The organism is Streptomyces corynorhini (assembly GCF_003346515.1).
GTDB lineage: Bacteria > Actinomycetota > Actinomycetes > Streptomycetales > Streptomycetaceae > Streptomyces > Streptomyces corynorhini.
In genome coordinates this window covers 1-15,323 of sequence record NZ_QQNA01000030.1, presented here as the reverse complement: position 1 = coordinate 15,323, position 15,323 = coordinate 1, and the positions used below count along the sequence as shown (strand labels likewise).

Genomic DNA, 15,323 nt, shown 5'->3' with positions numbered 1-15,323 from the left:
GCGCGGCGGCGGACGAGCCGCCCCGCGCCGCCCTGCGCCGCCCCGCTGTCGGTGCCCGACAGTAGGGTGGAGTGCATGGCCGACCCCTCCAGCTACCGCCCCAAGCCGGGACAGATCCCCGACTCGCCGGGGGTCTACAAATTCCGCGACGATCACCGCCGGGTGATCTACGTCGGGAAGGCGAAAAGCCTGCGTCAGCGGCTCGCCAGTTACTTCCAGGACCTGTCGGGGCTGCATCCGCGCACCCGTTCCATGGTCACCACCGCCGCCTCCGTCGAGTGGACCGTCGTCTCCACCGAGGTCGAGGCGCTCCAGCTGGAGTACTCCTGGATCAAGGAGTACGACCCCCGGTTCAACGTCAAGTACCGCGACGACAAGAGCTATCCGTCCCTCGCCGTCACGCTGAACGAGGAGTTCCCCCGGGTCCAGGTGATGCGCGGCGCCAAGAAGAAGGGCGTGCGCTACTTCGGACCGTACGGACACGCCTGGGCCATCCGCGAGACCGTCGACCTGATGCTCCGTGTCTTTCCCGTACGGACCTGCTCCGCAGGGGTGTTCAAGAACGCGGCGCGGACCGGCCGCCCCTGTCTCCTCGGCTACATCGACAAGTGCTCGGCGCCCTGCGTGGGCCGGGTCACCCCGGAGGAGCACCGCGAACTGGCCGAGGAGTTCTGCGACTTCATGGCGGGCCGCACCGGCACGTACCTCCGCCGCCTGGAGAGGCGGATGACCGAGGCGGCCGAGGAGATGGAGTACGAGAGGGCGGCCCGGCTGCGCGACGACATAGCGGCCCTGCGCCGCGCCATGGAGAAGAACGCCGTCGTGCTGGCCGACGCCACCGACGCCGATCTGATCGCGGTCGCCGAGGACGAGCTGGAAGCCGCCGTGCAGATCTTCCACGTCCGCGGCGGCCGGGTCCGCGGCCAGCGCGGCTGGGTCACCGACAAGGTCGAGGCCGTCGAGACGGCGGGCCTGGTGGAGCACGCGCTTCAGCAGCTGTACGGGGAGGAGCGCGGCGACGCCGTCCCCAAGGAGGTGCTCGTCCCCGCGCTGCCCCGGGACGCGGACGAGACCGAGGCGCTCGCCCAGTGGCTGAGCGAGCGCAGGGGAGCCCAGGTCTCGCTGCGCATCCCGCAGCGCGGGGACAAGAAGGACCTGATGGTGACGGTCGCGCGCAACGCGCAGCAGTCCCTGGTCCTGCACAAGACCAAGCGCGCCAGCGACCTCACCACCCGCTCGCGCGCGCTGGAGGAGATCTCCCAGGCGCTCGACCTGGACAGCGTGCCGCTGCGCATCGAGTGTTTCGACATCTCGCACCTCCAGGGCGACGACGTCGTGGCGTCCATGGTGGTCTTCGAGGACGGCCTCGCCCGCAAGAGCGAGTACCGCCGCTTCCAGATCAGGACATTCGAGGGCCAGGACGACGTACGGTCGATGCACGAGGTGATCACCCGCCGCTTCCGGCGCTACCTCCAGGAGAAGGAGCGCACCGGCGAGTGGTCGCAGCAGCCGGAGACCGCCGACCGGCCGGAGACCCCGGCGCGGCCGGACGACACCACCCCGCCCGACGGCACCGGCCCGCCGGACGACACCACCCCGCCGAGCGGTGCCGCTCCGCGGGACAGCACCGACCAGGACCGGGCGCCCGAGGTACCTGAGGTGTCCGAGGTGTCCGAGGGACCTGAGGCGTCTGAGGTGTCCGAGGTGCCTGAGGGACCTGAGGCGTCTGAGGTGCCCGAGCCTCTCACCGAGGACGACGGCCGCCCCAAGCGGTTCGCCTACCCGCCCCAGCTCCTCGTGGTGGACGGCGGCCGTCCCCAGGTCGCCGCCGCCCAGCGGGCCCTCGACGAGCTGGGCATCGACGACATCGCGGTCTGCGGCCTCGCCAAGCGCCTCGAAGAGGTCTGGGTGCCCGGCGAGAGCGACCCGGTCGTCCTGCCCCGCTCCAGTGAAGGGCTCTATCTGCTCCAGCGCGTGCGCGACGAGGCGCACCGCTTCGCCATCACCTATCAGCGCGCCAAACGGGCCAAACGCGTCAGGACCAGCCCGCTGGACGACGTGGCCGGGCTGGGCGAGGCCCGCAAGCAGGCCCTCATCAAGCATTTCGGCTCGGTGAAGCGGCTGCGGCAGGCGACAATCGACCAGATCTGCGAGGTGCCCGGCGTCGGCCGCAAGACAGCCGAGTCGATCGCCGTGGCCTTCGCCGCGGCGGCCCCGGCGACACCCGCCGTGAACACGGCAACAGGAGAGATCATGGATGACAACGGGGGCACCACGCATGACTGAGCACGACCGGGACGGAGCAGGGCACGTGAGTACGGACAGTACGGGCGCGAGCGGTTCGGGCACCCCGAAGGAGAACGGCGAGGCCACCGAGGCGGCCATCCCCGAGCTGGTGATCATCTCCGGGATGTCCGGGGCGGGCCGCAGCACCGCCGCCAAGTGTCTGGAGGACCTCGGCTGGTTCGTCGTCGACAACCTGCCGCCCGCGCTCATCCCCACCATGGTGGAGCTGGGCGCCCGCTCGCAGGGCAATGTGGCGCGGATCGCGGTCGTCGTGGACGTCCGGGGCCGGCGCTTCTTCGACAACCTCCGCGAATCCCTCGCCGACCTCGACGCCAAGCAGGTCACCCGGCGCATCGTCTTCCTGGAGTCCTCCGAAGACGCGCTGGTCCGCCGCTTCGAATCGGTCCGCCGTCCGCACCCCCTGCAGGGCGACGGCCGGATCGTCGACGGCATCGAGGCCGAGCGCGATCTGCTGCGCGAGCTGCGCGGCGACGCCGACCTGGTGATCGACACCTCCGACCTCAACGTCCACGAGCTGCGCAGCAAGATGGACGCCCAGTTCGCCGGGGACGAGAAGCCGGAGCTGCGGGCCACTGTCATGTCCTTCGGCTACAAGTACGGGCTGCCGGTCGACGCCGACCTGGTGGTCGACTGCCGGTTCCTGCCCAACCCGCACTGGGTGCCGGAGCTGCGCCCCTTCACCGGGCTCAACGACGAGGTCGCCACCTACGTCTTCAACCAGCCCGGCGCCAAGGAGTTCCTCGACCGCTACACCGAGCTGCTCCAGCTGATCGCCACCGGCTACCGCCGCGAGGGCAAGCGCTATGTGACCGTCGCCGTGGGCTGCACCGGCGGCAAGCACCGTTCCGTCGCGATGTCCGAGAAGATCGGCGCGCGCCTGGCCTCCGAGGGCGTCGAGACCGTGGTCGTCCACCGGGATCTGGGGCGCGAGTGACCGGACGGACCTTCCGTATGCGCCGACTGCGCCGGGGCGTACCGACGCTGTCGGCACGCGGGCGCGGGCGCGGCGCCCAGCCGAAGGTCGTCGCCCTCGGCGGCGGCATGGGGCTGTCCGCCTCCCTGACCGCGCTCCGCCGGATCACCGGCGACCTCACCGCCGTCGTCACCGTCGCCGACGACGGCGGCTCCAGCGGCCGGCTCCGGGAGGAGCTGGGCGTCCTGCCCCCCGGTGACCTGCGCAAGGCGCTCGCCGCGCTCTGCGGGGACGACGACTGGGGGCAGACCTGGGCACAGGTGATCCAGCACCGCTTCCAGTCCCAGGGCGAGCTGCACGAGCACGCGGTCGGCAATCTGCTGATCGTCGCCCTCTGGGAGCAGCTCGGCGACCATGTCCAGGCCCTCGACCTGGTCGGCAAGCTCCTCGGCGCCCACGGCCGGGTGCTGCCCATGTCCGCCGTACCGCTGGAGCTGCAGGCGCTGGTACGGGGGCACGACCCGGCCCTCCCCGACCGGATCGACACCGTACGCGGCCAGGCGACCGTGGCGCTCACCCGGGGCGAGGTGCAGTCCGTGCACCTCGTGCCGCAGGACCCGCCGGCCGTCCCGGAGGCCGTCGCCGCCGTCCTGGACGCCGACTGGGTGGTGCTCGGCCCCGGCTCCTGGTTCTCCTCGGTGATCCCGCATCTGCTGGTGCCCGAACTGCTCGACGCGCTCGTCGAGACCAAGGCCCGCCGGGTCCTCTCGCTGAACCTCGCTCCGCAACCCGGTGAAACCGATGGCTTCTCCCCGCAGCGTCATTTGGAGGTTTTGGGGCGACACGCCCCTAAACTCGCCTTGGACGTGGTGCTGGCCGACGAGGCCGCCGTGCCCGACTGTGATTCTCTCTCCGATGCCGCGAAACGGTTCGGTGCCGCGGTCGAGCTGGCGCCGGTGGCAGCGCCCGACAGTTCGCCGGTCCATGATCCCGAGCTGTTGGCAGCCGCGTACGACCGTATTTTTCGGATGCATGGAAGGATCGGCCCATGGCGATGACGCCAGCGGTGAAGGACGAGATCGCCCGCCTCCCCGTCACCCGGACGTGCTGCAGGAAGGCGGAGGTTTCGGCGATCCTCCGGTTCGCGGGCGGGCTGCACCTGGTGAGCGGCCGCATCGTGATCGAAGCGGAGCTGGACACCAGCATCGCCGCGCGCCGACTGCGCAAGGACATCCTGGAGATCTTCGGGCACAACTCGGAGCTGGTGGTGATGGCCCCCGGCGGGCTGCGCCGCGGCAGCCGTTACGTCGTACGGGTGATCACCGGCGGTGATCAGCTGGCCCGGCAGACGGGGCTGGTGGACGGCAGGGGGCGCCCGATCCGCGGGCTTCCCCCGCAGGTCGTCTCCGGCGCCACCTGTGACGCCGAGGCCGCCTGGCGCGGCGCTTTCCTGTCGCACGGCTCGCTCACCGAGCCGGGCCGCTCCTCGTCGCTGGAGGTGACCTGCCCGGGGCCCGAGGCCGCCCTCGCGCTGGTCGGCGCGGCCCGCAGGCTGCAGATCGCCGCCAAGGCCCGCGAGGTGCGCGGGGTGGACCGGGTGGTCGTACGGGACGGGGACGCGATCGGCGCGCTGCTGACCCGGCTCGGGGCGCACGAGTCGGTGCTGGCCTGGGAGGAGCGGCGGATGCGCCGCGAGGTCCGCGCCACGGCCAACCGGCTCGCCAATTTCGACGACGCGAACCTGCGCCGCTCCGCCCGCGCGGCGGTCGCCGCCGGTGCCCGGGTGCAGCGCGCGCTGGAGATCCTCGGCGAGGAGGTGCCCGAGCACCTCGCCGCCGCGGGCCGGCTGCGCATGGAGCACAAGCAGGCGTCCCTGGAGGAGCTGGGCGCGCTCGCCGACCCGCCGCTGACCAAGGACGCGGTCGCGGGACGGATCCGGCGGCTGCTGGCCATGGCCGACAAGCGGGCGCAGGACCTGGGCATCCCGGGCACGGAGTCCAACCTCCACGAGGAGCTGGCCGACGGTCTCGTCGGCTGACGCCGCGGGACCGGTCCGTACTCGCCGGTCATGGCGGGTGCGGGCGGCCGCCGGATCCCGGGGCCACTCGATGTCACCGCGCGGCCCGGGGAGAGGTAGGGTCATAAGCGGTCGGGGACATCCCATACAACTCGCCGGCGTCGAAACCCGGCGTACCAACGAGGAGATCGGTTCGTGACGATCCGCGTAGGCATCAACGGCTTTGGCCGCATCGGTCGTAACTACTTCCGCGCGCTGCTGGAGCAGGGTGCAGACATCGAGATCGTGGCTGTCAACGACCTGGGTGACACTGCGACCACGGCGCATCTGCTGAAGTACGACACCATCCTGGGCCGCCTCAAGGCCGAGGTGTCCCACACCGCCGACACCATCACGGTCGACGGTCATGTCATCAAGGTGCTCTCCGAGCGCGACCCGGCCGACATCCCCTGGGGTGAGCTGGGCGTCGACATCGTCATCGAGTCGACCGGCATCTTCACCAAGAAGGCCGACGCCGCGAAGCACATCGCCGGTGGCGCCAAGAAGGTCCTCATCTCGGCTCCGGCCTCGGACGAGGACATCACCATCGTCCTCGGCGTGAACGAGGACAAGTACGACCCGGCGAACCACCACATCATCTCCAACGCCTCCTGCACCACCAACTGTGTGGCGCCGATGGCCAAGGTCCTCCTGGAGAACTTCGGCGTCGTCTCGGGTCTCATGACCACGGTCCACGCCTACACCAGCGACCAGCGTCTGCAGGACTTCCCGCACAAGGACCTGCGCCGCGCCCGCGCCGCCGCCGAGAACATCATTCCGGCGAGCACCGGTGCGGCCAAGGCCCTCGGCCTGGTCATCCCGGAGCTGGCCGGAAAGCTCAACGGCATGGCCATGCGGGTGCCGGTCCCGACGGGATCCGTCACCGACCTGGTCGTCGAGACGGAGCGCGTGGTGACCAAGGAAGAGGTCAACGCCGCGTTCCAGAAGGCCTCCCAGGGTGAGCTGAAGGGCTACCTGGACTACACCGAGGACCCGATCGTCTCCTCGGACATCGTCAACTGGCCGGCCTCTTGTACCTTCGACTCCTCCCTGACCATGGTCCAGGGCAAGAGCGTGAAGATCATCGGCTGGTACGACAACGAGTGGGGCTACTCCAACCGTCTGGTCGACCTGACCGTCTTCGTCGGCGGCCAGCTCTGATTCAGGGCCTCCGTATTCAGGGCCGGTAGGCACCTCGACATGAGCGACAGGGCTCGGGCGGCGCGCTGGACACGTTCCAGTGGCGCTGTTCGAGCCCTGTCGGTCTGTCCAGACATCCCCAAGGAGTCCAGCAGCAGATGAAGACGATCGACGAACTTCTCACCGAAGGGGTCGCGGGCAAGCGCGTATTCGTCCGCGCCGACCTCAACGTGCCGCTCGACGGCACCACCATCACCGACGACGGCCGGATCCGCGCCGTCGCGCCGACCATCGCCGAGCTGGCCCGCGCCGGCGCGCGCGTGATCGTCGCCTCGCACCTGGGCCGCCCCAAGGGCGCCCAGGACCCCGCCTTCTCGCTCGCGCCCGCCGCCGCGCGCCTCGGTGAACTCCTCGGCGCTCCCGTGGCGTTCGCGACCGACACGGTCGGCGAGTCCGCCAGGGCGACGGTCGCGGACCTCGCGGACGGCCAGGTCGCCGTCGTCGAGAACCTCCGCTTCAACCCCGGCGAGACCTCGAAGGACGACGCCGAGCGCGGCGCCTTCGCGGACGAACTGGCCGGGCTGGCCGATCTGTACGTGGGCGACGGCTTCGGCGCCGTGCACCGCAAGCACGCCTCGGTCTTCGACCTGCCCGCCCGGCTGCCGCACGCCGCCGGTCATCTCATCGCCACCGAGGTCGGTGTCCTGCAGAAGCTGACCGACGACGTGAAGCGGCCGTACGCCGTCGTTCTCGGCGGCGCCAAGGTCTCCGACAAGCTCGCCGTCATCGACCACCTCCTGGAGCGGGCCGACCGCATCCTCGTCGGCGGCGGCATGGTCTTCACCTTCCTCAAGGCGCAGGGCCACGAGATCGGCTCCTCGCTCGTGCAGGAGGACCAGATCCCGGCCGTCCGGGAGTACCTGGACCGGGCGAAGGAGCGCGGCGTGGAGTTCGTCCTCCCCGTCGACGTCCTGGTCGCCGCCGAGTTCCCCGACCTCAGGACCAAGGCGCCCGCCCACCCCGAGACGGTGGCCGCCGACGCCATTCCCGCCGGACGGATGGGCCTGGACATCGGCCCGGAGACCGGCCGGCTCTACGCCTCGAAGCTCGCCGACGCGGCCACCGTCTTCTGGAACGGCCCGATGGGCGTCTTCGAGCACCCCGACTACGCCGAGGGCACCCGCGCGGTGGCCCAGGCGCTCGTGGACTCCCCGGGCTTCTCGGTGGTCGGCGGTGGCGACTCCGCCGCCGCCGTCCGGATTCTCGGCTTCGACGAGAACGCATTCGGCCATATCTCGACCGGTGGCGGCGCCAGCCTCGAATACCTCGAAGGCAAGACGCTTCCCGGCCTTGCCGCACTGGAGGACTGAACACTTCATGACCGCCGTAACCGAACAGACCGGCCGCACCCCGCTGATGGCGGGCAACTGGAAGATGAACCTCAACCATCTTGAGGCCATCGCGCACACCCAGAAGCTGGCCTTCGCGCTGACCGACAAGGACTACGACGCCGTCGAGGTCGCCGTACTGGCGCCCTTCACCGACCTGCGGTCCGTACAGACCCTGGTCGACGGCGACAAGCTCAAGATCAAGTACGGTGCCCAGGACATCTCGGCGCACGACTCCGGCGCGTACACGGGCGAGATCTCGGGCCCGATGCTCGCCAAGCTCAAGTGCGCCTACGTGGCCGTCGGGCACTCCGAGCGCCGGCAGTACCACGCCGAGTCGGACGAGGTCTGCAACGCCAAGGTGAAGGCCGCCTTCAAGCACGGTCTGACCCCGATCCTCTGCGTCGGCGAGGGCCTCGACGTCCGCAAGGCCGGGCAGCAGGTGCCGCACACGCTCGCCCAGCTCGACGGCGGCCTCAAGGACGTCCCCGCCGACCAGGCCGCGACCGTCGTGATCGCGTACGAGCCGGTGTGGGCCATCGGCACCGGCGAGGTGGCCACCCCCGAGGACGCCCAGGAGGTCTGCGCGGCGATCCGCGGGCGGCTCGCGGAGCTGTACTCGCAGGAGCTGGCCGATCAGGTCCGCATCCAGTACGGCGGCTCCGTGAAGTCCGGGAACGTCGCCGCGATCATGGCGCAGCCCGATGTGGACGGCGCTCTGGTCGGCGGGGCCGCGCTGGACACCGACGAGTTCGTCAAGATCGTCAGGTTCCGCGACCAGTAAGTATGCGGTAGCACGGATCCGTCGTACCCTGGCGGGGGCCGAGAACGCTCAACCGAGTATGCGGAGCGCGACTCCACGTATTCGGGGTCGGCGAAATTCGGCCCCCGTTCGTCCGTTTATCAGTCCTGTCAGTTCTTAGTCCTGCCAGTCCGAGGAAGTTGGTCCAGCCGTGGTTATGGGGTTCTCGATCGCCCTCATCATCTTCAGCCTGCTGCTGATGCTGCTGGTGCTGATGCACAAGGGAAAGGGCGGCGGCCTCTCCGACATGTTCGGTGGCGGAATGCAGTCGTCCGTCGGTGGTTCCTCGGTCGCCGAGCGTAACCTCGACCGCATCACCGTTGTTGTCGGTCTGCTGTGGTTCGCGTGCATTGTCGTGCTGGGCCTGATGCTGAAGCTGGACAGCTGAGCAGAGGTACGGTACGACGCCGCGGGCGCGGCCTATCATGGGGTTCCGCGCCGGGCGTCGGGGGAGTAACTCCCTTCACTGCAAGCGCGTTGGGCCTTACGTAGACTCTGGCCAGCCCGGCAGCGGAGCTGCCTACCGATGCATTGCGGCACCATCACGCAGGGAGTTACGACCGTGGCAAGTGGCAACGCGATCCGGGGAAGCCGGGTCGGAGCGGGGCCGATGGGTGAGGCCGAGCGCGGCGAGTCAGCGCCCCGCCTGCGCATCTCCTTCTGGTGCTCCAACGGGCACGAGACGGTGCCGAGCTTCGCCAGCGACGCGCAGGTTCCGGAGACGTGGGACTGCCCGCGCTGCGGCTTCCCCGCGGGCCAGGACCGGGACAACCCGCCGGACCCGCCCCGCACCGAGCCGTACAAGACGCACCTCGCCTACGTACGGGAGCGGCGCAGCGACGCGGACGGCGAGGCGATTCTGGCCGAAGCCCTGGCCAAGCTTCGCGGCGAGTTCTAGCCACTTTTTCCGGCCGGACACTGAACAGGTGTCCGGCCGAAACATTTCTCCCCGGCAGGGGCCCGGTTTCCGGGCCGCCGGTCTCCGCGCGTGGCCGCCGGTTTCCCAACGGCATTGTCAGTGGCACCCCTTACGGTCTGTATCACTCGACCCGAGGAGGTAACGGTGACGACTGCCGAAGCGGTGGCAACAGCGGCACCGCCATGGCGGGGCGGGTTCGGACGGCTGTGGTCGGCCGCGATCGTCTCCCGCTTCGGTGACGCGCTGCGCACCGCGGCGCTGCCCCTGCTGGCCGCCTCGCTCACCGACGATCCGCTGCTGATCGCCTCCGTGACCGCCTGCGGCTATCTGCCGTGGCTGCTGTTCGGTCTGCTCGGCGGGGCGGTCGCGGACCGGGTCGACCAGCGGCGGGCGATGTGGGGCGTCGATCTGGTGCGGGGTGCGCTGATGGCGGGCTTCGCGGTCGCCGTGGGCCTCGGTGAGGCGTCGATCGCGCTGCTGATCCTGCTCGCCTTCGTGCTCACGACGCTCCAGACGCTGTTCGACAACGCGGCGACGGCCCTGCTGCCCTCCGTGGTGGACCGGCGGGAACTCGGCAGCGCCAATGCCCGGCTGATGACCGGGCAGCAGATAGCCGGCGGCCTGGTCGCCGCGCCCCTGGTGCCGCTGCTGCTCGTCCTGGGCGTGGCGATGCCGCACGCGGTGAACGCGGTCACGTACGGGCTGGCGGCGCTGCTGATCTTCTCGCTGCGGGCCGGGGCCCCGGAGCGGGCGCCGCGCCGGACCGGCTCCACGCTGCGGGCCGAGATCGCCGAGGGGCTGCGCTTCCTGGCGCGGGACCGGACGCTGCGCGGGCTGTGCCTGGCGACGACTCTCTGCAACGTGGGGATGAGCGCGCTGATCGCCACCCTGGTGCTCCATGTCACGGGCTGGCTGGGCGCGGGCAACGGAGGCTACGCCCTGACGCTCACCGCCTTCGGGGTGGGCAGCGTGGCGGGCGGGCTGCTGGCGAAGCGGCTCGCCCGGCTGACGGGCCGGGTGCGTGCCATGTTCCTCGCAGGGACCGTCCAGATCGGGTCACTGGTGGTGCTGGGATCGGTGCGCGAGCTGGGCGCGGCGGTCGGCTGCCTGGGAGTCTTCGGCGCCATGAACATGGTGTGGAACGTGCAGCAGGCGACCCTGACGCAGGAGCGCGCTCCCCGGGACATGCTGGGCCGGATCAGCTCCGCCTTCCGCACACTCGCGCTGGCGGGAGCGCCCCTCGGCGCGCTGCTGGGCGGTGCCGCGGCGGCCGGCTGGGGGCTGAACGCGCCCGCCCTGCTGACCGCCGGTCTCTTCGTACTGGCTATCGCATCGCTGGGCCCTCTGATCAATTAAGTTGGACGGACAGCGGGGTTCGCGTACAGGCACGAGAAGAAGTGGGCTGATGTCCGAATGAACGCAGAGGGACGCACGAAGCTCAACCGGCTTCCCGAGTGGAGCGCGCTGGGCAAGCACCGGGAGCAGCTGGGCGGGACAGGGCTGCGCGAGCTGTTCGCCGCCGACCCGGCGCGCGGTACCGGCTACACCCTGCGGGTGGGCGATCTGCATCTGGACTACTCCAAGCACCTGGTGACCGACGAGACGCTCACGCTGCTGCGTGAGCTGGCCGCCGCCACCGGAGTGGAGCGGCTGCGGGACGCGATGTTCCGCGGCGAGAAGATCAACACGACCGAGGACCGCGCGGTGCTGCACACCGCGCTGCGCGCCCCCCGCGACGCCGTGATCGAGGTGGACGGCGAGAACGTCGTCCCGGCGGTGCACGCCGTACTCGACAAGATGACCGCTTTCGCCGAGCGGATCAGGTCCGGCGAGTGGACCGGCCACACCGGCCGGCCCATCAAGAACGTCGTCAATATCGGCATCGGCGGCTCCGACCTCGGCCCCGCGATGGCCTACGAGGTGCTGCGCTCCTTCACCGACCGCGAGCTGACGCTGCGCTTCGTCTCCAACGTGGACGGCGCCGACCTGCACGAGGCGCTCCGCGACCTGGACCCGGCCGAGACGCTGTTCGTCATCGCGTCGAAGACCTTCACCACCATCGAGACCCTCACCAACGCCACCTCCGCGCGCGACTGGCTGCTGACCGGCCTGCGCGCCGATACGAGCGCCGTCGCCAAGCACTTCGTGGCCCTCTCCACGAACGCCGAGAAGGTCTCCGACTTCGGCATCGACACCGCCAACATGTTCGAGTTCTGGGACTGGGTCGGCGGGCGCTACTCGTACGACTCGGCCATCGGGCTCTCCCTGATGATCGCGATCGGCCCCGACCGGTTCCGCGAGATGCTCGACGGCTTCCACCTCGTGGACGAGCACTTCCGCACCGCGCCGCCCGAGGAGAACGCCCCGCTGCTGCTCGGGCTGCTGGGCGTCTGGTACGGGGCGTTCTTCGACGCCCAGTCGCACGCGGTCCTGCCGTACAGCCACTACCTGTCGAAGTTCACCGCCTACCTCCAGCAGCTCGACATGGAGTCGAACGGCAAGTCGGTGGACCGCGAAGGGAACCCGGTGGAGTGGCAGACAGGACCCGTCGTCTGGGGCACGCCCGGCACCAACGGCCAGCACGCCTACTACCAGCTGATCCACCAGGGTACGAAGGTCATCCCGGCCGACTTCATCGGCTTCGCCCGGCCGGTCGCCGACCTGCTGCCCGGACTGGTCGCCCAGCACGACCTGCTGATGGCCAACTTCTTCGCGCAGACCCAGGCGCTCGCCTTCGGCAAGACGCCCGAGGAGGTACGGGCGGAGGGCGTGCCCGAGGAGCTGGTGCCGCACAAGACCTTCCGGGGCGACCACCCGACCACCACCATCCTCGCCGAGTCCCTCACCCCGTCCGTGCTCGGCCAGCTGATCGCCCTGTACGAGCACAAGGTCTTCGTCCAGGGCGCCGTCTGGAACATCGACTCCTTCGACCAGTGGGGCGTCGAGCTGGGCAAGGTCCTCGCCAAGGAGATCGAGCCCGTGCTCACCGGGGACGCGGCCGACGACCGGCTGGACACCTCGACGGCGGCGCTCGTCGCCACGTACCGCTCGCTGCGCGGTCGCTGAGTCGATGGGGGAGGGGGTACGGCTCCGGCCGCCGAACAACACACCGGCCGCGCGCGCCGTCGGCTGGTGGCGCGCGCAGTGGCTGTCGCTGACCCTGGTTCCGGTCGCCGTCCTGGCCGTGCTGGGGGCGCTCATCGCCCCGGCGCGGACCTGGCTGCTGGTGCCCGCCGCCGTACTCGCCGTGCTGGGGCTTCTCGCGGCGGCCCTGGTCCCCGTCTGGTGGTTCCGGGTGCACCGGTGGGAGGTGACCGACGAGGCGGTCTACGTCCGTACCGGCTTCTTCTGGCAGGAGTGGCGGATCGCGCCGATGTCCCGGATCCAGACGGTGGACACCGTGCGCGGCCCGCTGGAGCAGCTCTTCCGGCTCTCCACGGTGATCGTCACCACCGCGTCGTCCAAGGGCGCCGTGCAGATCGCGGGGCTCGACCACGAACTGGCCGCCGAGCTGGCCGAGCGGCTGACACACATCACCCAGGCCACCCCGGGGGACGCCACATGAGCGAACCCGCGCAGTTCGCGGAGCCGCTGCCGGGCGCCGCCGAAGCGGTCACCCCCGTCGCCACCGGCTCTCCCCGGACGGCCGGGGCCGAGGGCGAGGGCGAGTGGCGGCGGCTGGATCCGCGCACCCTGCTCGTGACGGCCGTCGTCCTGGCCGGGGTCGTCCTCGGCGCCGGGGTGCCCGCCGCCATCGGGATGGCCGGCCGGATGGGGCCGTGGCGCGCGCTGTCCTGGGTGGCCGCGGGAGCGGTGCTGGTCATCGGCTTCGGGCTGTGCGGCGAGTACATCCGCTGGCGCCGCACCCGCTATCGCGTCGGGCCGGAGCGCGCCGAACTCCACACCGGCCTGTTCCTCGTCAAACGACGCTCCCTGGCACGTGAACGCATCCGCAGTGTCGATCTCACCGCCCACCCGCTGCTGCGGATCCTCGGCCTGGTCACGGTGCGCATCGGCACCGGCGAACGGACCGGCGGCGAATCCACGCTGGAGCTGGAGCCGGTCACGAAGGCCGAGGGCGAGCGGCTGCGCACCGTACTGCTCGCCCGTGCCGTCACCGGCGAGCCCGACGCCGACCGCGACGGCACGCTGGCCGTCCTCGACCTGCGCTGGATGCGGTACGCGCCGGTCTCGTTCCTCGCCCCCGTGCTCGGCGGCGCGTCGATCGGGGCCGTCCTCCAGGTGAGCGACTGGTTCGGCGTACAGGCCCGGCTCTTCCACTGGGTCGGCGACCGCTTCCACGACACCCCGCTCGGCTGGCTGATCGCCTCCGTCGTGGCCGCCGCCGCCCTCGCCGGGGTGATCGGCGCGCTCGGGCTGTGGACCGAGATGTGGTGGAACTACCGGCTGGAGCGGGAGCCCGGCGCCACCCTGCGGGTCCGCCGCGGCCTGCTCACCTCCCGCTCGGTCTCCCTGGAGGAACGCCGGGTGCGCGGGGTGGAGCTGGTCGAGCCGCTCGGCGTACGGCTGGCGGGCGCGGCCCGGCTCGACGCCGTCGCTACCGGTCTCGCCCGGGACGAGGACGACCAGCACGCCGACCACAAGACCCTGCTGCCCGCCGCGCCGCGCGCCGTCGCGGACGAGGTGGCCGCGCGCGTGCTGCGCGAACCCCTCTCCCCGACCCGTACCGCCCGGCTCGCGCCGCACCCCCGCGCGGCCCGCGGCCGACGGCTGCGCTGGGCGCTGGCCGCCGCGCTGGCACCGGTCGCCGTCCTCGCCGTGCTGGGGGCCCTGCTGACCGGCGTACTCCTGTGGATCGCGGCGGTCTGCGCCCTGCTGGGGCTGCCCCTCGCCGTACTCCTCGCCCTCGACGCCTACCGCAACCTGGGCCACGGACTGAGCGGCCGCTACCTGGTGGCCCGCTCGGGCACCCTGCGCCGCACGACCGTGGCGCTCCAGCGCAGCGGGGTGATCGGCTGGACCGTCACGCAGTCCCTCTTCCAGCGCCGCGCCGGACTGCTCACGCTGACGGCCACCACGGCGGCCGGAGAAGGCGCCTACCACGTCCACGACGCGGCGAGGGACGAGGGACTCGCCTTCGCCGCCGAGGCCGTACCGGGGCTGCTGGAGCCCTTCCTCGTGAGGGATCCGGTACCGGACCGCACGCCGGAGTCCGGCAAGGCGGCGCCCCCGCCGTCCCGCTGACTCCCCGGCGTCCGGATCATTACGGCAGGACACATGCCGTACCGCCGTGTGGTGCCCACCGTCCGGCCAGCGCCGCCGTGAGCGGCCCCGTACCGCCCCGGCCCGGCACACACGTCGGCCCGCCCCCGGACCTGAGCAGGTACGGGGGCGGGCCGACGGTGGCGTCAGGCGGACGCCGGGGGATACAGCGCGCGCGGCAGGGCCGAGGCCGCCGCCGCGTCCAGCAGCCACAGCGTGCGGCCGAGGCCGTACGCGCCGGCCGCGGGCGCCTGGATCTCGCCCGCTCCCGACAGCGCGATCTCCGCCGCCTTCGCCTTGTCCTCGCCCGCCGCCAGCAGCCACACCTCGTGCGCCGCGCGGATCGCGGGCAGCGTCAGCGAGATCCGGACCGGCGGCGGCTTGGGCGCGCCGTGCACGGCGACCACCGTCAGCTCCGTCTCCCGCACGCCCGGCAGCTCAGGGAAGAGCGAGGCGACATGGGTGTCGGGACCGACGCCCAGCATCAACACGTCGAACGTCGGCACCCGCCCGTGGTCCCCTGGCCGGGCCGCCGCCGCCAGCTCCGTGGCGTAGGCGGCGGCCGCCGCCTCCAC

Annotated in this window: 14 protein-coding genes; 13 read left to right on the top strand and 1 reads right to left on the bottom strand. The window is 71.3% G+C overall.

Annotated elements, in window-relative coordinates:
• Positions 1-75: 75 nt before the first annotated feature.
• The 13 genes from uvrC (at position 76) to DVH02_RS05130 (ending at position 14,730) form a co-directional block, all read left to right on the top strand.
• Positions 76-2,286 carry an excinuclease ABC subunit UvrC gene (gene uvrC, locus DVH02_RS05190; RefSeq protein ID WP_114622486.1) on the top strand — a complete coding sequence of 737 codons (2,211 nt, stop codon included), beginning with the start codon at positions 76-78 and terminating at the stop codon, positions 2,284-2,286.
• Positions 2,279-3,241 carry an RNase adapter RapZ gene (gene rapZ / locus DVH02_RS05185; protein WP_199566173.1) on the top strand — a complete coding sequence of 321 codons (963 nt, stop codon included), beginning with the start codon at positions 2,279-2,281 and terminating at the stop codon, positions 3,239-3,241. The genes uvrC and rapZ overlap by 8 nt, the downstream gene beginning before the upstream one ends.
• Positions 3,238-4,278: a gluconeogenesis factor YvcK family protein gene (locus DVH02_RS05180; RefSeq protein ID WP_114622484.1), complete on the top strand. Its 1,041-nt coding sequence runs from the start codon at positions 3,238-3,240 to the stop codon at positions 4,276-4,278. The genes rapZ and DVH02_RS05180 overlap by 4 nt, the downstream gene beginning before the upstream one ends.
• Entirely contained in the window at positions 4,269-5,258 is a 990-nt protein-coding gene (whiA, locus tag DVH02_RS05175; RefSeq protein ID WP_114622483.1) for a DNA-binding protein WhiA, read from the top strand. The genes DVH02_RS05180 and whiA overlap by 10 nt, the downstream gene beginning before the upstream one ends.
• A 174-nt stretch (positions 5,259-5,432) precedes the next feature.
• A complete protein-coding gene (gene gap, locus DVH02_RS05170; protein WP_114622482.1) occupies positions 5,433-6,437 on the top strand; it encodes a type I glyceraldehyde-3-phosphate dehydrogenase in 1,005 nt (334 codons plus the stop codon).
• A gap of 137 nt (positions 6,438-6,574) precedes the next feature.
• The gene (locus tag DVH02_RS05165; RefSeq protein WP_114622481.1) at positions 6,575-7,786 is read left to right on the top strand and encodes a phosphoglycerate kinase; all 1,212 of its coding nucleotides are present in this window, start codon (positions 6,575-6,577) and stop codon (positions 7,784-7,786) included.
• 7 nt (positions 7,787-7,793) lie between these two features.
• On the top strand, positions 7,794-8,588 hold the full coding sequence (gene tpiA, locus DVH02_RS05160; protein WP_114622480.1) for a triose-phosphate isomerase: 795 nt from the start codon (positions 7,794-7,796) through the stop codon (positions 8,586-8,588).
• A gap of 175 nt (positions 8,589-8,763) precedes the next feature.
• Positions 8,764-8,994, top strand: coding sequence for a preprotein translocase subunit SecG (gene secG, locus DVH02_RS05155; protein WP_114622479.1), 231 nt, complete (start codon positions 8,764-8,766; stop codon positions 8,992-8,994).
• Positions 8,995-9,168: 174 nt separating this feature from the next.
• The gene (locus DVH02_RS05150; protein WP_114622478.1) at positions 9,169-9,504 is read left to right on the top strand and encodes an RNA polymerase-binding protein RbpA; all 336 of its coding nucleotides are present in this window, start codon (positions 9,169-9,171) and stop codon (positions 9,502-9,504) included.
• 165 nt (positions 9,505-9,669) lie between these two features.
• Positions 9,670-10,881: an MFS transporter gene (locus DVH02_RS05145; RefSeq protein ID WP_114622477.1), complete on the top strand. Its 1,212-nt coding sequence runs from the start codon at positions 9,670-9,672 to the stop codon at positions 10,879-10,881.
• A 57-nt stretch (positions 10,882-10,938) separates the two neighbouring features.
• A complete protein-coding gene (gene pgi / locus DVH02_RS05140; RefSeq protein ID WP_114622476.1) occupies positions 10,939-12,591 on the top strand; it encodes a glucose-6-phosphate isomerase in 1,653 nt (550 codons plus the stop codon).
• 4 nt (positions 12,592-12,595) lie between these two features.
• Positions 12,596-13,090 (top strand): PH domain-containing protein, encoded by a 495-nt coding sequence (locus DVH02_RS05135; protein WP_114622475.1) that lies wholly within the window; start codon positions 12,596-12,598, stop codon positions 13,088-13,090.
• Positions 13,087-14,730 (top strand): PH domain-containing protein, encoded by a 1,644-nt coding sequence (locus DVH02_RS05130; RefSeq protein WP_114622474.1) that lies wholly within the window; start codon positions 13,087-13,089, stop codon positions 14,728-14,730. The genes DVH02_RS05135 and DVH02_RS05130 overlap by 4 nt, the downstream gene beginning before the upstream one ends.
• Before the next feature lie 164 nt (positions 14,731-14,894).
• On the opposite strand, the gene pgl is transcribed toward DVH02_RS05130, so the two are convergent.
• Positions 14,895-15,323, bottom strand: a 429-nt coding sequence (gene pgl, locus DVH02_RS05125) for a 6-phosphogluconolactonase (protein WP_114622473.1), incomplete at its 5' end; no start/stop codon positions are given.